The 24,454-nt window shown below is 59.7% G+C and carries 21 protein-coding genes and 1 pseudogene; 8 read left to right on the plus strand and 14 right to left on the minus strand.

Annotated features, from left to right (window positions below; genetic code table 11):
- Window positions 1–176: 176 nt before the first annotated feature.
- Window positions 177–1,496, minus strand: a complete 1,320-nt coding sequence (locus ACTJKV_RS06230) for an MFS transporter (RefSeq protein ID WP_111850444.1) — start codon at window positions 1,494–1,496, stop codon at window positions 177–179.
- Between the two features lie 369 nt (window positions 1,497–1,865).
- On the opposite strand from ACTJKV_RS06230, the gene ACTJKV_RS06235 reads away from it, so the two are divergent.
- The 6 genes from ACTJKV_RS06235 (at window position 1,866) to ureG (ending at window position 8,201) form a co-directional block, all read left to right on the plus strand.
- Window positions 1,866–3,617 carry a sensor histidine kinase gene (locus ACTJKV_RS06235; protein WP_274101896.1) on the plus strand — a complete coding sequence of 584 codons (1,752 nt, stop codon included), beginning with the start codon at window positions 1,866–1,868 and terminating at the stop codon, window positions 3,615–3,617.
- A complete protein-coding gene (locus ACTJKV_RS06240) occupies window positions 3,614–4,936 on the plus strand; it encodes a sigma-54-dependent transcriptional regulator (protein ID WP_274101898.1) in 1,323 nt (440 codons plus the stop codon). Before ACTJKV_RS06235 ends, ACTJKV_RS06240 begins: the two co-directional genes overlap by 4 nt.
- 342 nt (window positions 4,937–5,278) lie before the next feature.
- Window positions 5,279–6,112, plus strand: a complete 834-nt coding sequence (locus tag ACTJKV_RS06245; protein ID WP_062426238.1) for a GGDEF domain-containing protein — start codon at window positions 5,279–5,281, stop codon at window positions 6,110–6,112.
- Between the two features lie 198 nt (window positions 6,113–6,310).
- On the plus strand, window positions 6,311–6,832 hold the full coding sequence (gene ureE / locus ACTJKV_RS06250) for an urease accessory protein UreE (RefSeq protein WP_274101900.1): 522 nt from the start codon (window positions 6,311–6,313) through the stop codon (window positions 6,830–6,832).
- Between the two features lie 3 nt (window positions 6,833–6,835).
- Window positions 6,836–7,507: an urease accessory protein UreF gene (locus ACTJKV_RS06255; protein ID WP_274101902.1), complete on the plus strand. Its 672-nt coding sequence runs from the start codon at window positions 6,836–6,838 to the stop codon at window positions 7,505–7,507.
- 82 nt (window positions 7,508–7,589) lie between these two features.
- Window positions 7,590–8,201 (plus strand): urease accessory protein UreG, encoded by a 612-nt coding sequence (gene ureG, locus ACTJKV_RS06260; protein ID WP_062439974.1) that lies wholly within the window; start codon window positions 7,590–7,592, stop codon window positions 8,199–8,201.
- A 58-nt stretch (window positions 8,202–8,259) separates the two neighbouring features.
- On the opposite strand, the gene ACTJKV_RS06265 is transcribed toward ureG, so the two are convergent.
- The 5 genes from ACTJKV_RS06265 to ACTJKV_RS06285 form a co-directional block, all read right to left on the minus strand.
- On the minus strand, window positions 8,260–8,943 hold the full coding sequence (locus ACTJKV_RS06265) for a Crp/Fnr family transcriptional regulator (protein ID WP_062598795.1): 684 nt from the start codon (window positions 8,941–8,943) through the stop codon (window positions 8,260–8,262).
- Between the two features lie 216 nt (window positions 8,944–9,159).
- On the minus strand, window positions 9,160–9,465 hold the full coding sequence (locus ACTJKV_RS06270) for a HigA family addiction module antitoxin (RefSeq protein ID WP_113180683.1): 306 nt from the start codon (window positions 9,463–9,465) through the stop codon (window positions 9,160–9,162).
- Window positions 9,466–9,476: 11 nt separating this feature from the next.
- The gene (locus tag ACTJKV_RS06275; RefSeq protein ID WP_113180682.1) at window positions 9,477–9,758 is read right to left on the minus strand and encodes a type II toxin-antitoxin system RelE/ParE family toxin; all 282 of its coding nucleotides are present in this window, start codon (window positions 9,756–9,758) and stop codon (window positions 9,477–9,479) included.
- 160 nt (window positions 9,759–9,918) lie between these two features.
- Window positions 9,919–13,242 (minus strand): efflux RND transporter permease subunit, encoded by a 3,324-nt coding sequence (locus ACTJKV_RS06280; protein ID WP_062439991.1) that lies wholly within the window; start codon window positions 13,240–13,242, stop codon window positions 9,919–9,921.
- A gap of 15 nt (window positions 13,243–13,257) precedes the next feature.
- Window positions 13,258–14,448 carry an efflux RND transporter periplasmic adaptor subunit gene (locus ACTJKV_RS06285; RefSeq protein WP_113180681.1) on the minus strand — a complete coding sequence of 397 codons (1,191 nt, stop codon included), beginning with the start codon at window positions 14,446–14,448 and terminating at the stop codon, window positions 13,258–13,260.
- A gap of 563 nt (window positions 14,449–15,011) precedes the next feature.
- On the opposite strand from ACTJKV_RS06285, the pseudogene ACTJKV_RS06290 reads away from it, so the two are divergent.
- A pseudogene (locus ACTJKV_RS06290) lies at window positions 15,012–15,317 on the plus strand (DUF2325 domain-containing protein); the annotation flags it as partial.
- 185 nt (window positions 15,318–15,502) lie between these two features.
- Here ACTJKV_RS06290 and ACTJKV_RS06295 read toward each other — a convergent pair.
- From ACTJKV_RS06295 to ACTJKV_RS06320, 6 genes are all read right to left on the minus strand, one after another.
- Complete coding sequence (locus ACTJKV_RS06295; RefSeq protein ID WP_062426247.1) at window positions 15,503–16,831, minus strand: GH1 family beta-glucosidase; 1,329 nt, start codon at window positions 16,829–16,831, stop codon at window positions 15,503–15,505.
- Window positions 16,832–16,918: 87 nt separating this feature from the next.
- Window positions 16,919–18,442: an ABC transporter substrate-binding protein gene (locus ACTJKV_RS06300; RefSeq protein ID WP_062439997.1), complete on the minus strand. Its 1,524-nt coding sequence runs from the start codon at window positions 18,440–18,442 to the stop codon at window positions 16,919–16,921.
- A gap of 267 nt (window positions 18,443–18,709) precedes the next feature.
- Window positions 18,710–19,966, minus strand: a complete 1,257-nt coding sequence (locus tag ACTJKV_RS06305; RefSeq protein ID WP_274101903.1) for a DUF2254 domain-containing protein — start codon at window positions 19,964–19,966, stop codon at window positions 18,710–18,712.
- Window positions 19,967–20,144: 178 nt separating this feature from the next.
- Window positions 20,145–20,513, minus strand: a complete 369-nt coding sequence (locus ACTJKV_RS06310) for a DUF423 domain-containing protein (protein WP_274101904.1) — start codon at window positions 20,511–20,513, stop codon at window positions 20,145–20,147.
- Window positions 20,510–20,911: a group II truncated hemoglobin gene (locus ACTJKV_RS06315; protein WP_130979259.1), complete on the minus strand. Its 402-nt coding sequence runs from the start codon at window positions 20,909–20,911 to the stop codon at window positions 20,510–20,512. Before ACTJKV_RS06315 ends, ACTJKV_RS06310 begins: the two co-directional genes overlap by 4 nt.
- 113 nt (window positions 20,912–21,024) lie before the next feature.
- Complete coding sequence (locus ACTJKV_RS06320) at window positions 21,025–22,440, minus strand: phosphomannomutase (RefSeq protein WP_274101905.1); 1,416 nt, start codon at window positions 22,438–22,440, stop codon at window positions 21,025–21,027.
- Window positions 22,441–22,685: 245 nt separating this feature from the next.
- Between ACTJKV_RS06320 and ACTJKV_RS06325 the strand changes: the two genes are divergently transcribed.
- Window positions 22,686–22,895 (plus strand): hypothetical protein, encoded by a 210-nt coding sequence (locus ACTJKV_RS06325; protein WP_062426615.1) that lies wholly within the window; start codon window positions 22,686–22,688, stop codon window positions 22,893–22,895.
- Here ACTJKV_RS06325 and ACTJKV_RS06330 read toward each other — a convergent pair.
- A complete protein-coding gene (locus ACTJKV_RS06330) occupies window positions 22,868–23,425 on the minus strand; it encodes a hypothetical protein (RefSeq protein ID WP_113261637.1) in 558 nt (185 codons plus the stop codon). The genes ACTJKV_RS06325 and ACTJKV_RS06330 overlap by 28 nt on opposite strands.
- Complete coding sequence (locus tag ACTJKV_RS06335) at window positions 23,422–24,453, minus strand: SAM-dependent methyltransferase (protein ID WP_113261636.1); 1,032 nt, start codon at window positions 24,451–24,453, stop codon at window positions 23,422–23,424. The genes ACTJKV_RS06330 and ACTJKV_RS06335 overlap by 4 nt, the downstream gene beginning before the upstream one ends.
- Window position 24,454: the final 1 nt, after the last annotated feature.

The raw sequence follows: 24,454 nt of genomic DNA on the forward strand, positions 1-24,454 counted from the left end.
TCTCCGCTCCGTTGGCGGATTGGCGAGGGGCGCACGCGTTTGAAATGATGCGTTGTGCTTTTGCGATACTGACGTCAGTTGCGAGAATTGGTCTACCTCCAAAAACGAAGCGGGCGCCGTCCAGAGACGGCGCCCGCTTCGTTTTGTTATCGGTCGCAGACCCCTGATGAGGGTCTTTAGTCTTCGATGATCTCGCTCTGCTTGCTGGTATCGCGCATGAACAGGTAGACGACAAGCGACACGCCGATCATGGCGGTGACGTACCAGTAGAAGCCCTGTTCCCAGCCAGCGCTCTTGAAGCGCAGTGCGACGAACTCCGCGGTACCGCCGAAGAGCGTGTTGGCGAGAGCGTAAGGGAGAGCAACGCCGAGTGCGCGGATATGGGCGGGGAAGAGTTCCGCTTTGACCACGGCGTTGATCGAGGTGTAGCCCGTCACGATCACCAGTGCGGCCATGACCAGCAGTCCGGCAATCAGCGGGTCCTTGGTGTGTTCCAGGGCCGAGAAGATCGGGTAGGTGAAAAGAACGCCCATCACGCCGAATGCGATCATAAGGGGTTTGCGGCCGATCTTGTCGGACAATCCGCCCGCGATTGGCTGCAGCAGCATGAAGATGAGGAGCGTGATCGCATTGATCTCGCTGGCGACTTCGCGCGAGAAGCCGGAGGTGTTGACGAGGAATTTCTGCATGTAGATCGAGTAGGCGTAGAAGGCCAAGGTGCCGCCTGCGGTCAGCAGCATGACGAGTGCGGTCTCTTTCGGATGCTTGGTCAGAAGCTGCCAGAAGCCGGACTTCGGCTTGCCTTCAGCCTTGGCGTTCTTGAAGCTTTCGGTTTCTGCAAGGCCACGACGCAGCCAGAAGACCACGACGGCAAGTGCCGCACCGACGAAGAACGGGATGCGCCAGCCCCAGGCATTCAAATCTTCCGTGGTCATGACGTTTTGCAGAATGATGAGGACGGCGATGGCCAGAAGCTGGCCCGAGATCAGGGTCACGTACTGGAAGGAGGAAAAGAAGCCGCGGCGTTCCTTGCCGGCCATCTCGGAAAGATAGGTGGCAGAGGCACCATATTCGCCGCCAACGGAAAGCCCCTGCAACAGACGGGCGATGACGAGAAGTGTGGGCGCGGCCACGCCGATCGTGTTGTAGTCAGGCGTCAGCGCAATGATCAGCGAGCCCAAGCACATCAGGGTTACCGAAAGCGCCAGACCGGACTTGCGGCCATGACGGTCGGCATAAAGGCCCATGATCCAAGCGCCGACAGGGCGCATCACGAAGCCGACGGCGAAGACGGCTGCGGAATTGAGAAGCTGCGCGGTCTGATCGCCTGCGGGAAAGAAGTGCGGGGCGAAGTAAAGCGCAAAGGCGGCATAGACATACCAGTCGAACCATTCGACGAGATTGCCCGTCGAGCCGCCGATGATCGATTTCAGGCGATGCTTGCGGTCCGCCGACTGCGCGGCTCTTCCCTGGGTGACAGTATTTCCGGTCTCGATCAACACACTCAGACCCTCCCTTGGTCAAGTTATACAAAGACGCCCAGTGCCTTCTTCCAGGCAGGGCCAAGATCGTGACGCGCGGCTTGGGGCTTGGGTCTTCCCTTAGAGTGACCAGCGATTGTCCCGCTTAAAGCGTGCTTGCTGATCAGCACATGGCCGTTAATTTTTAGCTGTTGGGCCATCCTCCCGACGGCGCGTCCTCGTCTTGCAATCTGCGGGAGGGGCGGTCGACGTGTGAAGGTTTTGTTGCGCTGTGGTCAAGCTGTTGAATTTTATTATCGTTTCAAAATCTATCCTCGTACTGCGAAAGAAATTTGTGCTGATTTATGCATGGCATTCTGATAGATTGTGCAATATCCTGCACAGATGTCAGTGAAACCTCGTCTACAAATCGTCGTGCTGGTGCTGCTCGTCCTGGCCGCTATCGCTCTCGTCTGGAGCGGAGCGTCACTCTGGTCGCGTCGGCAAGCATCGCAGCAACTGGCCGGAGAGGCCGAGTTGCTGGTACGCCAGCACAGCCTGTTGATTGACAGCGAACTTGCCCGTTTTCGGCTCATGCCGATCGTTCTGGGCGAATATGGCGATCTGGTCGATGTTCTCTCGACCAGGAATGCTCAGACGGCAGCGCGGCTCAGCGAGAAGTTTGGCTCTCTCGTGCGAGAGACCGGAGCCTCCTATATCTACCTGATCAATCGAAACGGCGTTGCCGTTGCCGCCTCCAATGCCAGCGATGACAGCAGCTTCGTCGGGCAGGATTTCGGCTTCCGGCCCTATTTCTCCGGCGCCATGCGCGACGGGAAGGCGGAATATTATGGTGCCGGCTTACTCACCCGTCAGGCGGGATTGTTTCTGGCGCGGCGCGTCGGCCAAAACGACGCGGCATCCGGTGTCGTCGTTGTCAAATACGAGTTCGGTGCGCTTTCCTCCATCTGGGCCGGTGATCCGGGGCGCACGCTGATCGTCGATGCCAACGGCATCATTCTGGCGGCACCTGACAAGGACCAGATTTTGACAACGCTGGCGCCGCTGCCAACCGCCGTTCGTCAGCGCATCGATGCGATCAGCCAATATGGCGATGCAAAGCTGCAGCCGGGCAATTATCGGTTTGCCGGTCCGGATCATATCGAGACGGCTGAGGGCGCGGACATGGTCTATGCCGCACTTCCCATTGCCGGAACGGATCTTCGCATCCTGCATCTTCTCAACACGCGGCAAGCGCGTATCGCCGCAGACCGGCGAGCGACGTTTGCCACGCTTGCCATCCTGCCGCTTCTGCTTCTCGCCGGTTTCGCCGTCTGGTGGCAGGCCAATCGCACCGCAAGGCGCGCTGCGGAGCGGCGTAGCCTGGAGGCGGCGGTCGCTGAAAGAACGGCGCAGCTGCGTGAAGAAATGGGCTATCGGGCAATTGCCGATCAGCGTTATCGGGAGGCGCGCGAGGAATTGGCGCAGGCCAATCGGCTTGCCTCCGTCGGCTCCATCACTGCTGGACTCATGCATGAAATCAATCAGCCGGTTGCCACCATTCGCACCCTTTCGGAAAATGCGCTGCACCATCTTGCCGCCAGTCGCAGCGAACGTGTTCGCGACAGCCTCGGTACGATGATTGCGATGACGGAGCGGATCGGCACGCTGACGCAGGAAATGCGTGGGTTTGCCCGCAAGGGGGAGGGGCAGATCGGCGAAGAGCCCCTGGATGAGATGATCGCCGGTGCCATGCTGTTGATGGAAGACCGGATCCGCAAGGCGGGCATTCGCCTGACCTTGCCGCCAGGCGGTCAGCCAACTGTGCTGGGCAAGCGTGTGCCGCTCGAACAGGTTGTCGTCAATCTGCTGCAGAACGCCATGGATGCGCTGGAGGGACATCCCGATCCAGAGATTGCGATCACGGTGAAGCGTGAAGAGAGCATGATTTGCCTGACGGTTGCCGATAACGGCCCCGGCATCGATTCACAGCTTGGCAAGCAAGTCTTCGAGCCCTTCGTTACCGGCAAGCCCAATGGACTTGGGCTTGGTCTCGGCATTGCCCAGGACATCATGAAGGATCTCGGCGGTTCTCTCACCATCACGGCGTCGGCGCTTGGCGGCGCGGCCTTTACTGTAACCATGAGGGCGGCATGACGCAGAACGCACCGGAGAAGATCCTGCTCGTTGAAGACAATCTCGCCTTTCGCGCAGCATTGGCGGACAGCTTCGCCATCGCCGGGTTGGAGGTGGAGGTGCATGACGATGGGAAATCGGCGCTCGCCAGCCTCTCCACGACGCTGCCCGGTGTCGTCGTCACCGATCTTCGCATGCCGCGGCTCGATGGCAACGACCTGTTCGATGCCATTCTGGCGCGCGACCGCGAATTGCCAGTCATCCTGATGACGGGGCATGGCGATATCGCCATGGCAGTGGCGGCTTTAAAGCGGGGCGCTTTCGACTTCGTGGCAAAGCCGTTCATGACGGACCATCTGATCGCCTCCGTCCGGCGGGCGCTCGAAACCCGTCGCCTCGTCGTCGACAATCGGCGGCTTCGCCAGGCGGCACTGGAGGCGGAACTGACATCGCCGCTGCTTGGCCAGACGCCGGCGATGGTGCAGTTGCGGGATCTGGTCGAGCGGGTTGCGCCAACGGACGTCAATGTTCTGATCGAAGGGGAGACTGGCACCGGCAAGGAGCTGATTGCCAGACTGTTGCACCAGGGAAGTGCGCGACGTGCGCGCCCCTTTATCCGCGTCGATTGCGCGTCGATCTCCGACGCGACAGTTGACGAAACGCTGTTCGGGACGCGCCTGCGTCGTGGGCTGATTGCCGAGGCCCAGCGCGGAACGCTGTTTCTGGATGGGGCGGAGACCATGTCTGCCCTGATGCAGGGGCGCATGCTGGGCGTGGCGGAAAGCCGCGAAATGCCCAATCCCAGTGGCGGGACGATGCCCGTGGATATCCGGATCATCACCACCCTGACACGCAAACACCTTGCCGGTGATGACGAAAGGGCGGGCTTTCGCAAGGACCTGTTGTATCACCTCGAGACCGTGCGCATTGGTGTGCCGCCACTGCGTCAGCGGCAGGGGGATATCGCCATCCTCTTCCACGTGTTTTTAGAGGACGCGGCGCGTCGGCATGGGCTTCCCAGCCCGCAGATCGATGGCGAGATCGAGGCGTTTCTCTTGAGCAACGAATGGCCGGGCAATGTCCGTGAATTGCGCAACTATGCAACGCAGATCGCGCTTGGCCTTGCGTCACCGCGCAACGGACTGTCGACGAGGTTGGGCCTTGTGGAGCAGATGGATGCTTTCGAAACAAGCGTTCTCACCCAGGCACTTCAAAACCATGGCGGTGACGCTACGGCTGTTGCGGAAGCGTTGAAACTTCCGCGACGAAGCCTCTATGCGCGTTTGCAGCGTCTGGGCATCTCCCCATCCTCTTTCCGCAAGCCTAGGGAGGAGAGCTAGGATCTGTCTCTCTTCGTCTCGCTGAGAGCATGCCGCGGAAAGCCCTCGGACGCTGTCATGCGGAAATCTGGGGATAACGACACCAAAGCAGAACTGGGGCCGCGTGCGGCAAAGCGGAGGCGCCCGACAGCATTTTGATGAGAATTCTGCGGATCATTCCTGCTGCTTCGCCGTTCATGCCCGTGGGGAATGACAAGCTTAAGGTCATCCTTGTTTAAGCACATATGCGATTAATTTCACCACGACCGCATATGCATAAAACTAGCTTAAACTTTTACTTGTTCTATTGAAGATGTCGCAACCTTTTCTGCTTATCGGTTGCCTTATGGAGGTAAGAGGCTGATGGCTGACGGGTTCGCAAAGTTTATCTCGCTCGATATGAGCCTCAGCGATCAAGGCCGGGGCCAGACGCTGCGAAGCTTTGCGATGAAAATGGTGTTCATCTCCATATCCTTGTCCATCGTGATCAGTCTGGCCGTCATTTTGATCGGTTCCGCGCTGGGGCTTCTTCCTGTTCCGCTTGCGGAGGCTGTCTCCTACAGTATCGCCATGGGCTGGATCGTTGGCGGCCTGGTCGCCGGAATTCTCTGCACGGTTCTTGCCAAGGCGATCCGCCAGTTGCGGGAATCGCAGGCGGAGTTTGAGCGGCTGAGCCGCACCGATACACTCTCGGGCCTGGCCAATCGCCGCGCCTTCAACCAGGCATTCGAAGACATTCAGAACAACGCCTCGCTTGCGATCTTCGATCTCGACCGCTTCAAGTCGATCAACGATAATTTCGGCCACAGCGCCGGCGATCTGGTGATCAAGCGCGTTGCCCGGGCCATCGAGGATGTGTTCGGCGATTTCCACTGTGTCGCGAGGCTCGGCGGCGAAGAATTCGGCGTGATCGTCTGTGGCGGAGAGCGCAAGGACCGCGTCGCGCTGATCGAAATGGCGCGAGTCCGTGTTGCCTGTCTTTCCGTCAATTTTGAAGGCAATCTGCTGCAGACGACGGTGTCCGTCGGCATTGCCGAAATCGAGCCGTCGCGATCGAAACACGATACTTTCGCCTTGGCAGACAAGGCGCTCTATATTGCCAAGGCCGCCGGGCGCAATCGCCTTTGCCATAGCGATGGATTTGCCCGTGTGGAGCGTAACGAGACAGTTGGCATGGCGCTCCAGGCGGCCTCCTGAGCCGAAGTGAACGCGGTGCCGCCGTCACTCCATGAGGCGCATTTGTGCTTGCTATACGCTTGAGATTTTGAATCCACGCATCGTGCGTCTGCGGAAATCGATCTCGATTTTCGGGCCGATGCTGTAGCGGCTTGCAATCCCCCATCCCATCCGGCAAGACTCTTCGCTTGAAGCATCACAGTCAGGCTGGACAACTCCATGTTACGTGTTCAATCCTATCTCCCCGCAGGCACACACGCCGATGAGCCGAGCGGCTATGTCACCCTTGCCCATGACCAGAGACATTTGAGACGCAAATTGTTGCATCTCCAGAATGACGAGATGGTCATGCTGGACTTGAAGGAGGCCGTGCTGTTTGCCCATGGCGATCTGCTGGTCGTCGAAAACGGCGATCTGGTGGAGGTGCGCGCAGCCAATGAGAAGCTGTTCGAGATCTCCGCAAAGAGCCCGCTGCATCTGATCGAGCTTGCCTGGCATCTCGGCAATCGCCATCTCTCGGCGCAGATCGAGGAGGATCGCATTCTCATCCTGCGCGATCACGTCATCCGCGCCATGCTGGAAGGCCTGGGTGCAACGGTGCGGGATGTGGAAGAACCGTTCCAACCCGCGCGCGGCGCCTATCATGCACATGGTGGGCATTTGCATGGCAGCCATTCCCATGGGGATCACGGGCATGGCGATCATGGACACGGCAGCCACGGCCACCACCATCACGATTGACGCATGATGCCGAAACGCAATGTGGATAGCCTGCTCAGACTGCTGGCCTGGATGTCGCCCGCCTTTCCGGTGGGCGCCTTTTCCTATTCAGGTGGTCTTGAAAGCGCTGTTGCGGACCGCCGCATTACCGATGCTGAAAGTCTCAGCGACTGGATTGGGCTTTCACTCCAGCGTGGGACCTTGTGGAACGATGCGGTGATGGTGTGCCAGGCCTGGAACGGCTTTGCCGACGACGCCATGCTCAACGAGATTGCCGATCTGTCGCGTGCTCTTGCGGGTTCGGCGGAGCGCTATCGCGAGACGGTTCTCCTGGGCGATGCCTTTGTGGAGGCTGCGCGCGCCTGGCCGTCCCCAGTCTTCGACAGGCTACCGGCCTCGCCGACCTATCCGGTTGCGGTGGGTGCAGTTGCCGCCGCGCATGACATTGCGTTGGAGGATATTCTCGCCGCCTATCTGCACTCCGGCCTGTCGCAACTGGTTTCCGCAGGCATCCGTCTTGGTGTCGCGGGGCAGAAGGATGGTGTTGCGATCCTGGCAAGGCTGGAGGAGGTGGTGGGAGAGGTTTCAAGCCGAGCCTCTACCGCCACGCTCGATGATCTCGGATCGGCCACCATCATTGCCGATACGGCGCCCATGCGCCATGAGGTGCAGGGAACGCGGCTCTTCCGCTCCTGACCGCCTTCCCTTTACTTTGGTGTTGATGAGGCAGGCGTGAGACCGCTATGGTCGGCAAAACACATCCAGAAGGGAAGCAGGCATGAAATCGGGAAATGGGCCGCTTAGAGTTGGTATCGGCGGACCTGTCGGTTCCGGCAAGACGGCATTGACGGAAAAGCTGTGCAAGGCGATGAGCTCTGAATTCTCCGTCGCCGTCGTCACTAATGACATCTACACCAAGGAAGATGCCGAAGCGCTGGTGCGCATGCAAGCGCTGCCATCGGAGCGCATCGTCGGCGTGGAAACCGGCGGCTGCCCGCACACGGCGATCCGGGAAGATGCTACGATCAATCTTCAGGCGATTGCCGGTTTGAACGAGCGCTTCCCCGATCTCGACGTGGTCTTCATCGAATCGGGCGGCGACAATCTCGCGGCCACCTTCTCTCCCGATCTGGCGGACATCACCATCTATGTCATCTCCGTCTGCCAGGGCGAGGAAATCCCGCGCAAGGGCGGGCCAGGCATCACCCGCTCCGACCTTCTGGTGATCAACAAGAAGGATCTGGCACCTTATGTCGGTGCCGATCTTGAGGTGATGGATAGCGATGCCACCCGCATGCGCAAGGACATGCCATTCTTCTTCACCGACATGAAGCGCGGCGAAGGCATCGACCGGATCGTCGGCTTTCTCAAGCAGCAGGGCGGTTTGTAAAAGGATTAGCCTGTGGGAGGCCCGGTCCGCTTTGACACGTCCACAGGCTCAATCCGGGTCACAGCCTGTTCAGGGCCGCCGGGTCTTTGATGTGGATAACGCGTCCGCGCACGCTGACGCCGCAGCTTTTCAGGGTGGAGAAGGCGCGCGAGAGCGCTTCGGGTGCAAGGCCGAGCTTGCCCGCCAGCACGCTTTTCTGAAACGGCAGGCGCAGCGAATATGAGCCATTATCCGTCGGCGCCTGGGTCGCCAGGTAATGCGCCACGCGTTGAGGCGCGGTCTGCAACCTATCATTGGCGACGCAATCCATGACTTTCAGATTGTTTTTCGACAGGGTTTCGATCATGGCACGCGCCACCGTTGGGTCCGCTTCGAGCATCGCCCTGATGCGCGACAGTTCCAGCCTCGCCAGCAGGCAGCATTCGGTGGTCTGGGCGCTGTAGCGGTGGTTGCCGGTCTCGAAGATCATGCAATCGTTGAAGGTTTCGCCTGGACTGCAGATGCGAATATCAGCCTCGCGCCCGTCGCGACTGGTGCGAAACAGGCGCACATGGCCGTTCAATACGTAATAGAGATATTCCGCCGCACTCGCCTCGGTGAAGAGCACATGACGGGAGGGTAGCGTCAAAAGTGACGCGGCATCGATGACCGACCGCGCCGATGTCTCGCTCATGGGAGACAGAAGGTCACTGCGAATGAGAAGGGCTTTGTCCCTGTTGGTCAGTTTCTCGATCTTGCTCACGCTCGTCCCCCGTAACCATATCATCCGCGCGCCCGTCTCGTCAGATCGATTGGAAGAGGCGCGAACCTTCGGCCATGGATGTTGTCATGGGGGAGAGGATAGCCGGTTCTGCAGAGCTCAAATTGATTTCGATCAAACTTTGATGAAATTTGAGACGTGTGGGCCTTCGCCCAATAGGCTTGACTAAGAGCGCGCCGCTTCCCTTATGCGTCGCAATCACGCCGCCGTTGCGACATCGATTTCAGGAATGGTCTCCAGTGCATCTTTCAAATGCGCCGCTTCGATCTTCAGGTCGTAACTGGCCTGCATGCTCATCCAGAACTGCGGAGAGGTCTTGAAGAACTTCGCCAGACGAAGTGCGGTATCGGGCGTCACCGAAGCCTGCTCGGTCGCGAGCCGCTCGATGCGCGTTCGGGGCACCTGCAGCTTTTTTGCCAGTGCGCCAGCACTCATCCCAAGCGGCAGGAGATACTCTTCTCGAAGGATTTCACCGGGGTGAACAGGGGGCAAGACACTTGTCATAACGGCTCCTCTCAGTGGTAGTCGACAATCTCAACGTCTTCGGCGCCGCCGTCTTTCCAGACAAAACAAATGCGCCATTGATCGTTAATCCTGATCGAATGCTGGCCTGCACGATTTCCCTTCAACGCCTCCAGTCTGTTGCCCGGCGGCGAACGAAGGTCTTCCCAATCATGAGCCACGTCGATCATCGTCAATTTGCGAACCGACGATCTGACGATGTCGGCCGGAAAACCTTTCGGGGCTTTTCCGCTCGCGACCATCTCAGTCATGGAGTCTTTGAACGAGCGGATCACGCCTAGCCTCTAACTACGACATGTATCATAGCGTGATACATTTCCAACATCAAGTGGTGTGTATCATGATATGATACAGATGTTCGTTATGACGTGGACCTGAGTGGGCAATCCGGTGAATGCGGTTTCACCGGATTGAAGGATGTTGTGAAGACGTGATCTACTCTGCCGCGAGAGGTGGAAGCCGAAGCACGTTGTCGGATTTGCCTTTGCGGCTATCCTTTGGCGCATTCTTCTCTACCGCTGCGATACGCTCTTCCATGGAGGCGATAGCCTCGCTGTTTTCCCGCGCGACGTTCGACAGTTCTTCCGATGACAGGATCGGGTGCTCCTCTTCCTTCTTGCCGATGAATCGGCCGAAGAGGTGAGAGAGCAGGCGCGACAGGTCGTCCATGATCAGGAAGAAGGCTGGAACGACGATCAGGGACAGAACCGTCGAGACGATGATACCGCCGATCACCGCGATTGCCATCGGCGCGCGGAATGAGCCGCCTTCGCCGACGCCGAGTGCGGATGGCAGCATGCCGGCGGACATGGCGATCGAGGTCATGATGATCGGACGGGCGCGCTTGCGGCCGGCCTCCACCATGGCTTGAACGCGCTCCATGCCGTGGCGTCGCATCTCGATGGCGAAATCGACGAGCAGGATGGCGTTCTTGGTGACGATGCCCATCAGCATCAGAATGCCGATCAGAACCGGCATGGAGAGCGCGTTCTGCGTGACGATCAGCGCCACTGCCACACCGCCGATCGCAAGCGGCAGCGAGAAGAGAATGGTGAAGGGCTGGATCACGTCCTTGAAGAGGAGGATAAGAACGACGAGAACCAGCAGCAGGCCGAGCAGCATGGCGTTGACGAAGCCTTGCTGCATTTCACCTTGCACCTTGGCATCACCGCTTTCCGCAAGGCGAACCGTTGGCGGAAGCTTTGTTTCTTCAACGATCCGTTTGAACTCATTCGTCGAGGTATCGAGTGCAGTGCCGAAGGGGACGTCAGAGCCGATGGCGACAACGCGGTTGCGGTCATTGCGCTTGATGGAGCTCGGGCCTTCCGAATAGTCGATATCGGCCACGCTATAGAGTGGCACGGTTGCGCCGGAAGCAGTCTTGATCTTCAGCGCGCGGATGGCGGCCAGATCGCGCCGCACATCGAGCGAGGTCTGGACGCGGATCGGGATCTGCCGGTCATCAAGTGAGATCTTCGTCAGCTGCGCATCGATATCGCCGATGGTGGCAACGCGCACGGTCTGTGAAATCTGCTGCGGCGTGATGCCGAGGCGGGCGATTTCATCCTTGCGCGGGCGGATCTGCAGTTCGGGACGCGGCAAGGCACCTTCCGAGCTGACATTGGCGAGGATCGGTGAGGCACGCAGGCGCGATTCCAGAATGCCGACGGCCTGGTTCAGGTCCTCTTCACTGGACGAGAGGAAGTTGAAGGCGAGTTCGCGTTCCGCGCGGTCGTTGAGCTTGATGATGCGCACATCCGGGATGTTGTGAACGCTGGCGAAGATGTCGCGCTCCACATCCCATTGGGGCCGGGTTCTGCCATTTTCTTCGATCTTTGGCAGATGAGGACCGATCAGCGGAATGGAGCCGAAACCACGATTGACGATGGTCTTCAGCAGCGAGTGGTCGATCTTCTTCAAGATGACACGCACTGTCGCACGGCGCAGTTCAAGATCGCCCTTGGGGGACGCGCCGCCGAGGATGAAGACGCTTTCCACGCCGTCGATGCCCTTGATGGCGTCATTGATCTTGGCAGTCGTGGCGTCGGTCTCGTCGAGCGTCGCATTGGGCGGAAGCTCGATCGACAGCACGACGCGCGAGGAGTCGTCCGGCGGCAGGAAGCTGCCGGGCACCTGGGCGAGCAGCATCAGCGAGGCGACGAGGAAGCCGATCGCGCCGAGCAGGGTCAGGTAGCGTGCCCACCATCTGCGGGTCGTGCCCGTCACCATGCGCGTATAGGCCTTCATCAGGCGACCGTCATTATCGTGATGATCGTCGACGGCATCGTCGGCGCGCATCAGATAGGCGGCCATCAGCGGCGTGATCAGACGCGCAACCATCAGCGAGAAGAAGACGGAGAAGGCGACGGTCAGGCCGAACTGGATGAAGTACTGGCCGGGAATGCCGGGCATGAAGGAGACGGGGACGAAAACCGCGATGATGGTGAAGCTGGTGGCGATCACCGCAAGGCCGATTTCATCGGCAGCTTCAAGCGCTGCGCGATAGGGCGTCTTGCCCATCTTGATGTGTCGCGAGATGTTTTCCACCTCCACGATCGCATCATCGACGAGAATACCGGTTGCCAGCGTCAGCGCCAGGAAGCTGACGAGGTTCAGCGAGAAACCGAGCAGGTCCATGACCCAGAAGGTGGGGATGGCCGAGAGCGGCAGCGCGACGGCCGCAATCAGCGTTGCGCGCCAGTTGCGCAGGAAGAGCAGCACGACGATGACGGCCAGGATCGAGCCTTCCATCAGCGTGTGAAGGGCGGCCTCGTAGTTTCCATAGGTGAAGTAGACCGAGTCATCCACCATCTGGATGGCGACATCCGGATGGTCTGTGCGCACCTTGTCGAGGTTCTGCGCCACGGTTTCGGACACCGTCACTTCGCTGGCGCCCTTGGCGCGGAAGACGGCGAAGGTGACGGCGGGATTGCCGTTGAAGCGCGAGAAGGACTTCGGCTCCTCATACGTATCGGTCACTCTTCCGAGTTCCGACAGCTTGACGAAGTTGCCGTTCGGTAGTGCGATCGTCGTATTGGAAAGTTCCGCCACGTTGCGGGCGTCGCCGAGCGTGCGGATCGTCTGTTCGTTGCCGCCGACCTGTCCACGGCCGGAGCCCAGATCGATATTGGTGCCGCGCAGCTGGTTGTTCACCTCGGCTGCGGTGATGCCATAGGCATCGAGCTTCGATGGGTTGAGCGACACACGCACTTCACGGTCAGCACCACCGTAGCGGTCGATCTTGCCGACGCCCGGCTGGCCCTGGAGTGCGCGCTTGATGGTGTCATCCACGAACCAGGAAAGCTCTTCCAGTGTCATGTTCGGCGAGGAGACCGCAAAGGTCTGGATCGCCTGGCCCTCGACGTCGATCTTGCTGACGACGGGCTCTTCGATGCCGGCGGGAAGGTTGGAGCGGATCTTGTCGATCGCGTCCTTGGTGTCCTGCACGGCCTCTTCGGTCGGCTTTTCGATACGGAAGAGAACGGTCGTCAGCGACTGACCGTCGGTCACGGTGGACTGGATTTCATCGATGCCGCTGATCGAGGCGACGGCATCTTCCACTTCCTTCGTCACCTGCGCCTCCAGTTCGGAAGGCGAGGCGCCGCTCTGCGTGACCGTGATGGCAACGACGGGAACGTCGATATTGGGGAAGCGGGTGATCGGAAGGTCGTAGAATGCCTTGATGCCAAGGAAGAGCAGCAGCGCGAAGGCAAGCAGCGGCGCAATCGGATTGCGGATGGACCATGCAGAGAAGTTCATGGTTGTGCCTTCGCTTTAGTTCGAGGCCGCGGCGGCAGCCGGAACCGGGTTGATCTTGTCACCGTCGCGGACGAAAGCGCCAGCCTTCTCCACGACCTTGTCGCCCTGCGACAGGCCTTGTTTGATTTCCACAAAGCCGGAATCCTGAATGCCGGTTTCGATCTTCACCTGCCTGATGACACCGTTTTCGACCTTGCGCGAGGTGGAGCCGTCACGCCCCGAGGTAACAGCCGACAGGGGGAGGGCCAGCGCATTGGCGGAAGCAACGACGATCTCGGCATTGGCATACATGCCGGCGCGCGCCGGGCTATTGGCTGGAAGCACGATATGGACTGCGCCGAGGCGCGTGGTCGGATCGACCGTGGGAGAGACGATGCGCACGGTGCCCTCGATCTTCTGACTGCCGCCGGCGACGGTGAGGCGCGCCTTCTGGCCGACCTCGACCTTTTGAATATCGGTCTCCGACAGGTCGGCGACAAGCTCGATCGCGCCATCCCGGATGATGGTGAAGAGGGGGTTGCCCGACCCGCTGGCAATGGCGCCGATGCGGGCATTCTTGGCGGAAATGACGCCGGCGACGGGCGTCTTGACGCCGGTGCGGGCGAGCTTCAGATCGATATCCTCGATCTGCGCATCCACCACCTTGATATCGGCTTCACCGACCGTCACGGTCTGCCTGGCTGCCTCGAGGCGCGCCTTGGCGACATCTGCCGCCGCTGCCGTCTGTTCCACCTGGGATACAGAGCCCGAGCCGGACTGGCCAAGGCGGGCGGCGCGATCCTTCTGGCGCACGGCGTCATCCAGATTGGCCTGGGCTTCGATCACCTGCGCTTTGCTCTGGGCAACGCCTGCCTCGGCTTTCGCCCGGTTGGCTTCCAGCTGGCTCTTTTGCAAAAGCAGGCTGTCGCGGGAAAGCTCGGCGAGAACCGAGCCTGCCTCCACTTTGTCGCCCACATCGACATTAAGCTTGTCGAGGGCAAGGCCCTCCACCTGCGGCTGGACATAAATCTCGTCCACCGGGCGAATGGTGCCGGTGGCAATCACGCGGTCCACGAGGTCGCGCTTTGCCACCTCCGTCACCACGATGGCGGGCAGGTTGTTGCGGCTTGCCTGCACGGGCTCACCTTCTGCCTGCGCCACTGTCTGAAGAGCGGAGCCCAGAAGAAGAAGGGCAGTAAAACCTGCAATCGGTGCGATGCGCTGCATATATTTGTCCGTCCACAGTGGGTCGCGCGATGATCATGCGCCGTCATCGGCGCCAATCATCTTCGGCGAGAAGTGCATGCGATATTCATTAGACTCTTCTACGATATCAGCCTCCATCCGGTTTACCTGACCGCGATGTCGGCGATATTACGCAAGCGTGTCCCATTCCCCTGATGCACGCTTTGTAAAAGCTCTGGTGAGGGGAATGTAAATGCGAGATCGCTACTTTTCAATCCGTCTAGCCGATGGCCCGGCTATACATTTTTGAATAGCGTTCTGGTGGGTGGCCAACGGGTTCATCGGCACTCAGGTACCAGCCTATCAGGAATTTCCGCGCAGTGCGCTGCATGTTTGAGAAAAACATGACGATTATCATCAACTTTATTCTTTACTCTAAAACTCATCTTTAATATCGTGCGCTCCAAGAACCGGCAGAGGGCCGGGTTTCAACGGCAAGGTGAGGCATGGCGCGGAAAGAAAAGAAGAAGGCAGTTCGGGGCAAGCAGGATGATCGCTCTCAATCGCCGGACACGTCCGTACAACAGCAGGCACCTTCCGGTCCGAAGAGCTTTCTCTATGTCGGCGGGCGCGACTGCCAGGTGGCGCATCTGCGCCAGATCGCCAGCAACTTCGATGCCGAACTGATCCACCATGACGGGGGCTTGCGCGAAGCGGTTTCCCGCATCGACACGCTGCTACCGTCGGTCGACTGCGTCTTCTGCCCCATCGACTGTATCAGCCACGACGCGTGCCTGCGCGTCAAATCCGGCTGCAAGAAGTTCGGCAAGACTTTCATCCCGTTGCGCAATGGCAGCAAGTCCAGCCTCGAGCGGGCGCTGCAGACGATGAATGAGCGCGGTGCGAATTAAGGGATGATGCTGAGGGGGCTTAAAAGGCCTCTCAAGTTCGGCTCTCGCCATCCTCGGCCTTCAGCCGAGAATCCGCAGCCGCACCCGTAAGCGCTTGAAACATGGATCCTCGGGTCGAGCCCGAGGATGACGGAGAGGTTGAAGCTTGCAGTGTCACCTCTCTTCAGGAGAGTTCCTATCACCTTTTACAAAGCGTTCTTCCGAATCACATCGCTCAGCCAGTGATATGACGCCTTCGGAATACGCTGTAGTGTCGGGTAATCGACATAGACCAGACCGAAGCGTTTGGAATAGCCGCGCCCCCATTCGAAATTGTCCATCAGCGACCAAGCGAAATAGCCCTTGATATCGTGGCCTTCTTCGAGTGCGTCGAGAAGAACGTTCAGGTAGCCTTCGAAATAGGCGATGCGATCCTTGTCGATGACCTTGCGATCCGGGCCGAGCGCGTCCGGATAGGAGGCGCCGTTTTCGGTGATGTAGATGGTCGGCTTGTTATAGCGCTCGCTGGTATCGCGGATCTGTTCGAGGAAAGCTTGCGGATCGACGACCCAGTTGACATCGGTGAGCGGACCCATGCCGGTGGGCGGGGCGGTCTCGGCAACGCCGAAGGTCGTGTTCTTGTTGGGGCCGACGAAGACCGGATTGTAGTGGTTGAGGCCGAAGAAATCCATTGTCTGGCTGATATCGGCCATGTCGTCGCCAAGAATGAACGGCTCCATTTGCTTGGCGATCGGCTCCGGATAGGTGCCGAGCCACAGCGGGTCGACGGTCACGCGGCGCCAGAGGCAATCGCCTAGAATGCGGGCTTCCTCGTGGGCCGCGTCGTCGTAATGCGGACGTACCGGCCCGAGCGAGACGATGTTGCCGACTTCCGCCTTGGGCGCTTCGGCGCGAACGGCCTTGACCGAGTAACCATGGGCAAGGTTCAGCGTGTGGATGGCCTGCAGGCTGTCCTCGTAGGACTGTTTGCCCGGCGCGTGGCGGCCGACATTATAGGCGACCCAGGGAATGACGTTCGGTTCGTTGATCGGCGCAAAGCGTTTGACGCGATCGCCAAAGTGGCGGGCAATCGTCGCGGCGTAATCGGCGAAGATCTTTGGGGTTTCGCGCGAGCGCCAGCCGCCCTTTTCTTCCACCGCCACTGGCATGTCCCAATGATGCAAGCAAATCCACGGCTCGATGCCTTCATGCAAAAGGAGGTCGATGACGCGGTCGTAGAAATCGAGCCCGCGCTGGTTCACCTGGCCGGAGCCTTGCGGGAAAATGCGCGGCCATGCGGTCGACAGGCGATAGGCGCCGACGCCAAGACCGCTCATCAGGCCGATATCTTCCGGATAGCGGTGGTAGTGATCGCAGGCGATATCCGCCGTCTCGCCATTGGTGGTGCGGCCCGGCGTGTGGGCATAAACATCCCAGACACTCTGGCCGCGGCCATCCTTGTTGACGGCGCCTTCGGTCTGGAAGGCGGAGGCGGCGACGCCCCAGAGAAAGTCCTTGGGAAAAGAACGCGTCATGACAGATGCTCATAATCGATGAAGGAGGCTTGCGGCGTGCCCCGCACAGGATGCGGGACACGTGTCTTCTTGGGAGGAGAGGTGACCTCAGTTTCCGGTGCTGACATTCCAGAAATACGGCCAAGGGGATGGCTTGAAATCCTTGAGCGTCTTCTTCTTCGAGCTCAGCGCATTGAAATCGCCAACCTTGTAAACCGGGGCTTCCTCATAGAAGACCTTCTGAATTTCGGCGAAGAGGGCCTTGCGCTTTTCCGGGTCGGATTCCGCAATGAAGGGCTCGACTGCTGCGGCCTTGGCAGGTGTCGACCACCAGCCGGGATAGCTGTCGGACATCCAGCCGTTGAGGATAGGCTCCGGCGGGAAGGGGCCGTGGGTGATGAAGATGTCCCACAGTTTCGGATCGGCCCGGCGGGTGGTCAGCGTTGCCCAGTCGAAGACGCCAAGCTCGACCTTGAAGCCGGCGGCCTTCAGATACTCGGCCGCCACCTGCGCCATCTTGTAGTGGAACTCATACTGGCGGCTGGTCAGGATGCGGATCGGCTTTTCACCGTCATAACCGGCCTTCTTGGCCATGGCTGCTGCCGCTTCGGGATCGCCCGCGCCATAACGCTCGATGCCCTCTTCCGTGTGCCAGGTATAGCCTTGCGGATAGAGCGCGCCATCGACGGCGAAGAATTCCGGATTGCCGAAGGCGGCCAGCAGCATGTCTTCCGGGTTCAGCGCGGCCTGGATGGCGTGGCGCATCTCCTTGTTGGCAAGCACACCTTCCTTGGTGTTCATCACCATGACTGGCGCACCATAGGGCTTCAGCACCACAGGCTCGGACGCCTGCGACGCCTTCAGGCGGTCGAAGGTTTCAGGCGGAAGAGAGTCGGCATAGTCGAACTGGCCGGAGACGGCACCTTCGAGGCGGGTATTGGCATCGGGAACCGGCACGAAGCGGACTTCATCGAGAATGGCCTTGCGTGCGCCGCCAAAGCCGTTGGCCGCTTCGGACCGCGATTGGTAGCCATCGAAGCGGACGAGCTGGATATACTGGTCGGCCTTGCGTTCTTTCAGCATATAGGGGCCGGTGCCGATGATCTTGGTCAGCGGGTCTTCGGCAAGGTTTGCCTTTGGCATGATGACGGCGGCGGAATTGTTGAAGGCGAGAAGCGAGAGCAACGGCGCATAGGGCTTGTTCAGCACGATCTGAATGCCGTCATCACCCTTGGCGGTGACCGAACTCAGATAAGGTGCGACCTGCTTGCCGCGTGATGCGATCTTGGCCCAGCGCTCGATCGAGGCGACGACATCGGCGGATGTCATGGTGGAGCCGTCGTGGAACTTGATGCCCTTGCGCAGCGCGATGTCATAGGTCTTGCCGTCGGCGGAAACGGTCGGCATTCCCTCGGCCAGCAGCGGAACGACGTTCCATTCGGCATCGAAGGTGAAGAGCGTTTCGAAGATGTGCTGCGTGATCATGCCCACCACATCGGCGGTCGATGCCATCGGGTCGAGTGTGGGCGGTTCACCGATCGTCGCGACATTGACGACGCCGCTGGCAAAACTCGGCGTGGACATGGCGGGCAGCAAGAACAAGGAGGCTGCAAGCAAAGTGCGTTTGAGCATGACGTTCCCTCTTTTGAATCCACAATAATGGAATATGCATTCTTATTGCGTCATACTGTAGCGGGATGATGAGCGTTGTCAAATGCGTTTGCGCGCACAGTCACGTGCAAGCGAAGTTCATAAGAGGTCTCGGGGATCGACGCGAAAGCACATGCGCGTTCTGGCAAAGACGCACCGAAACGTCGTCGTTGCGGTCAAAGTGGATCGCTATCCATTTCACACGCCGAGCGAGGCGATCTGCGGATCGCCCTTGTCCGCCGCCCGGTCTTACGCCGGTCCCAACAGGCCTGCGATACGCCGAAGCTTGTCGAGGTCTTCTTCGATCATCGATGTTGCTTCGGCACGCTTGATTGCGCTTCTGGAATGTTGGACGGCAATGCGTTTGAACTCGGGGTGGCGAAAACCGGAAAGGGTGATGAACGCCTTCTGCAGTCGAATGCCGACTTCAAGGATCGCGGCGCCATCGCGGGCAAGCGGAATGAAGAGATCGTCGAAGACATCTTCGAGCCTGATGGGCGCGACATGCAGGCGCGGATATTGCACGTCGATGTCGTCGGCGTGTTCATCCCAGACCGTCAGGACACGCATATATCTCGAAATCAGATCGATAGCAGTGCCGGAATCGTTGATGGCTTGCGACAAGGACCTGGACGCGATTTCAGCCAGAACCGCAGCACCGAAACGCGGGTCCTGATCGAAGGATCGGACGTCCCCAATCGTGAATGCCGATGCTACGCGTTTTTGACCCTCTTCATCGACATCCCCAACGATCCAGGCCAGGGGAATATTGGGGGCAACCAGCTTGCCGGCTATCGCCACAACTGCGATCTCCACGTCAAGTTCTTCCGAAATTTGCCCGAGCGCGCCGCCATCCACATGCTGGACATAGCCAACCTTCGGCTGGTGAACGGGCGTGTTCGGCGCACTCAGCCTCGGATCATTGTACTCCAGTTCTTTCCCGCCCAGGCACGGGCTTTCTATCCAGGACCGTAAGGCCTCGATGGTGGCTTTCTCCACGCGCTCCGTCGTTTCCGTCACACGTCCAAGGCGTGAAAGGTGATCGATCCAGCGAAGCAGGGTGACGATGATCAGAAGGATGACGCCGATCGTCACGACGAAAAGGATCACGCGGCCCTGGTCGCCATAGGCTCCGGTTGCAAGCGCGATAATGCCAACGAGGCTGAAGAGGAACGAGCCGACAAAGGTGGCCAGCACATTTTGCGTCGTGCTGTCTTCCATCACGAGCTTGGTGGCCCGTGGCGTCACGTTGTTCGTTGCAGCCGAATAGGCGGCGACCATCGTGCTCAATGAGAAGGTGGTCACTGTCAGCATGCTCGAGGCAATGATGCCGAGGATCTTGTCGACAGCGTCGGCACCGATCTTCGCGGGAAGCTCTGCCGGGATGTAGGAGGAGAAGGCGACGGCGAGAAGTGCGGTCACGACTCCTCCAACCGAGAACAACGTGGCCCTGAACCATATTCGCCGGACGATCTGGTTGAGCCACCACTGCCATTTCGATGTCATATAGCCCCCGCTCCATTGCAACCCGATCGTCTACAATCGCCGACGATCCGGTTTCACTCCGACACTTTTCAGAGCGATAACGACGTCACGCGGAGGGCGTTCCGTAAATGGGTGTGCAACGCTTCGGGTCAAGCTGGACGCGTTTGCCGTGGTTTGCGTGAGCCGCTATTTCGCGGCGCTAGTCCCGTGCGGATGGAAAAAAGGCCGAGGCTGCAAGCGCCAACCAGCCGAAGATCATGCCGAGACCGCCTGCGGGCGCGGCCATGGGAAAGAGGCTTTCGCCGGTAAAATGCTTGGAGACGAGATCGCTGGCAAAGAGTGCGGTTCCAAGGCCGAGAAGAAGGGCAGTGGGCAGCGCGGTCTTGATACGATCCCAACCAAGGTGAAGACCGAGCAGCACCGGCGCATGGGCAAGGCACATGGCGGACGCATTACCGAGCAGCACTGTCGCGCCTGTGTGGGTGGCAGCGGCGGCAAGGGCTACGCCGGAGGCGCCGAGGACGCCGCTCAAAAACAGTGTCCCGGCTTTCAGGATAGCCTGGTTCATGGCTGCGCCTCTTCCTGGTTTTGCATGTGAAAGGCCAGTCTTTCGACCGGCGCCCAGATGATGTCCCGTAGCTTCGGGTTTTCGATCGTCTCATCCATGGCGCGGCGGAAGCAGAGCAGCCACTCATCCCTTTCGCTTGCACCGATCGGTGCGACGAAATGGCGGCGGCGCAGCATGGGGTGGCCGTATTTTTCCACATAGACCGGCGGTCCGCCGAGATAGCCTGTCAGATAATCGTAGAACTTGCTTTCGCTGCCGGAAAGATCGGCCGGATGGATGGCGCGGCAATGGGCGGCTTCCGGCAATGTGTCCATCAGCTGATAGAAGCGGCGGGTGAGCGCCCGCACGGTGGCGTCTCCACCAATGGCTTCATAGAGAGTGATCGTATCGTCTGCCACGCCTTAGCCGTCTCCGTTTGCTCCGCTTTTGGCGCGTCCTCAGGGAAAGTGCAAATGGAAAGGCCAGGATGCGGCAATTTGCGTTGCCGCATCCTGATGATCGTCAAAGACGATCAGCCGAAATTGCGGATGAGGTCGAGGCCCTGGTTCAGCAGCGCATTGGCCTCGTCTTCATTCGCGGCTTCCACATAGCAGCGCATTTCCGGGGCATTGCCCGAGGGGCGGAAGTGGATGGTGTTGCCATTTGTGAGCGTGACCCGCAGGCCGTCGATATCGCTGGTGGACTGGACTGCGCCGACCGGCTTGAGGAACGCTTCGAGATTGCTGCGCGAGGCACGCAGGTGCTCCATCAGAGCCGAGCTCTTCTCCTGGGCGAAATCCTGCAGGCGGTCGGCGGCTGCGACCGGCAGCGAGTATGCAGCGGCCACCTCGGACAGGGTTTTGCCCTCGCTTGCCTTCAATTGCAGCGTGGCGAGGATCGGTAGGAAGCAGTCGCGGGTGGGAAGGGGGGCGATCTGCTTGCCGTGTAGGGTAAAGGGCGTGGCTGTCAGGAAGCCGCCATTGGCCTCAAAGCCGACCACGTGGTCGTGACCTTCCGACAGCGCATCGGCCATGCCGGCGATGACGAAAGGTGAGCCGACCTTGGTGCGCACCACCTTGAAGTCACCCGCCGCTTCGATTCCGGAATTGGAGGTGACCGGCGTGACAACGACGCCTGCTTTGAGGAAGTTCGAGGTAATGAGACCGATGAGATCGCCACGCAGCGGCGTGCCGGTTTCATCGGCAAGCAAAGGCCGGTCGCCATCGCCATCGGCGGATACGATCGCATCCAGACCATGCTCAGGCGCCCAGGCTTTCAGCTTCTCGAGCGTGTCGGGAGAGACCGCTTCGGTATCGACCGGAATGAAGCTCTCCGAGCGGCCAAGCGCCACGACGTCGGCGCCGTAATGGGCCAGGACGTCGACGAAGAGATCGCGCGCCACGGTGCTGTGCTGATAGACGCCGATCTTCAGGCCTTTCAACGCATTGTCATGCAGAAGACCGATATTGCGCTCATAGAAGAGTTCGTTTGCCTCGCTGCCGCGGCTTTCGCCCGTGCCTTCCTCAACGGTCAGTTCGTCCTGCTTCAGGCTTGCGGCCAGATCGGCAATCGCGGTTTCGTCCTGCTTGTCGATTTCGCCATCCGGGCGGTAGAACTTGATGCCGTTGCGATCTGCGGGAATGTGAGAGCCGGTGATCATCAGGGCCGCTGCCTTGAGCGACAGGCCGTAAAGCGCCAGGGCCGGCGTCGGCAGCGCGCCGCAATCGAGCGGCTTGAGGCCGGCGGCCTTCAGCGCGCCGATGCAGCTTGCGGCAATCGCTGGGCTGGAGTCGCGAAAGTCCTGTCCGACCAGGATCGGGTCGCCTTGTTTTGCCAGGCCGGAGTTCAGAAGATGATGGGCGAAGGCTGTGGCATAAAGGGCGGAAGCCTTGCCCTTCAGATCTTCCGACAGGCCGCGCAGACCGCTCGTTCCAAACTTCAAACTCATCTCAAAAAAGCTCCTTGTTCAAAATCTATTCGAAGCCCGAGACATGGGCTCACATGTTTTCTAACCCGGAACATGCGGCATTGATCCCGGCGTGTCATCAGGAAAGACGGTATTGCGTTAACGTGCGAGCGGCATCGATCCTCCTGCAAAGCCTGCAACCGGTGGCTTTTACCGGCCTTTTTGCTTACAGACTTTTTCTGGCACTGCTCCATATCGGCGCATTGCTTCCAAGGGATGACAAAGCAATGGACACAGTATCGATCGACAACCGTGGCGATTTTGGCCTTTGGGCCATTGAGCGTGCCAAGGAGATCATCGCGGTCGAGGCTTCGGCGCTGGCGATCGCGTCACGCGATGGCAAGGACGAGGAGATCCGCGATGCGGCGAATGCGCTGGGCGCGGCCATCTCCGCCGCACTTCTGGAAGTCTATGACGGGCTGGTGCCGGAGGAGTGATCGGCGCCGCGAAGGCCTGAATAGCGAAGCGCGATGAAGGCGGTGAGGCAGGCGACGGCAAAAGCGTTGAGGTTGAAGAGCTTGCCCAGATCCTCCGCGCTCCAGATGTGCAACGCATCGCCGATCAGGTAGCGCGTGGTCAAGAACCCGGCAAAGACGACGCCCGTCAGGCCGATCTGCCAGAGTTTTTCGCTTGCCCTGAAAGATAGTGCCACGAGCATGATACAGGCGGCAAAGAACAGCTCGGTGCCCGATCCCGTGCCGAACAGCTTGGTTTCGAACACCGTGTCGATGGTGCCGATGAGGGGAAGCGCAATTCTTGCCGCCAGTGCGGACCGCCTGGCGATGAAGGGGATGGCGAGAAAGAAGGGCATGGAAAGCACGCTGATCCATGCCGCCTCGACGCCATTGCCGACGACCCACCAGATGGTCGGCGGGTAGAACGGCTTGTTGGCAATGATGACCCAGGCAACGGTGACGGTGGCTGCCGTCAACGCATCCTGTTTCGCGCTTGCGCCTTTGTCTGTCATTTGCTGACCGGCTTCAGCAGATAATGTCCGACGCCCCAAACCTCGCCCTTGTCGTGGCCGAAAAGCCCTGCGGTGGCGAGGAAGAACAGTCTCCAGCGGCGGTGCCACAGCGAGGCGTCCTTGCCGTAAACACGCTGCAGGATCGGTGTGATCCTCTCCGACTTGGCATCGAAATTGGCAAGCCAGTCCATGGCAGTCCGGCGGTAATGCGTGCCAGACCAGCGCCATTCGGCTTCCACGGCGTAGACATCGGCGAAACGATGCGGGAGATCATGCGCCGGCATGATGCCGCCGGTGAAGAAGTGATGTGCGATCCAATCGGCAGGGTCGTTCGGATCGAAGCGGTAGGAGCGGTTCTTGTGGGTGAAGACGTGGATGAACAGCCTTCCATCCGTCTTCAGCCAGCCATTGGTGCGTTCGAAAAGAGCGCGCCAGTTGGACATATGCTCGAACATCTCGACCGAAACGATGCGGTCATATGTCCCCGATGGGGAAAAGTCGTTCATGTCCGCGGTGATGACGGTGAGGTTGCTGAGGCCCTGGCGCTCAGCCTCCCCGACAATATAGGCGCGCTGCGAGGCGGAATTGGAAACCGAGGTTATCCGGGCATTGGGAAACTGCCGCGCCAGATAAAGCGATAGCGAACCCCAGCCGCAGCCAAGCTCCAGAACATCCATACCGTCATGGACATCGGCATGCTTGACCGTTTCAGCCAGTGCCGCGGTTTCAGCGTCGGCAAGCGTGCTGGAATCGCCCAGGTAATAGCAGCAGGAGTATTTTCGCTGCGGCCCGAGCACCAGAGAGAAGAATTCCGCCGGGACTTCGTAGTGCTGGCGGTTGGCGTCATCGGTGTGCGTGGCGACAGGAAAATCCGCCATGTCACGGGCGAAGCCAGCCTCCTTGCTCTCCGGCACCTTCTCCAGCCGGCGCTTGGTGCGGTTGCAGAGGAAATCGATGCCGGTCAGCGTGAGGCCGTCGGACAGCGGTGCCTTTTCGGCTGCGTTGATGGCGAATGCCAACATGTTCATG

This window comes from Agrobacterium sp. 22117 (assembly GCF_052045735.1).
In the GTDB taxonomy this organism is placed as follows: Bacteria; Pseudomonadota; Alphaproteobacteria; order Rhizobiales; family Rhizobiaceae; genus Agrobacterium; species Agrobacterium cavarae.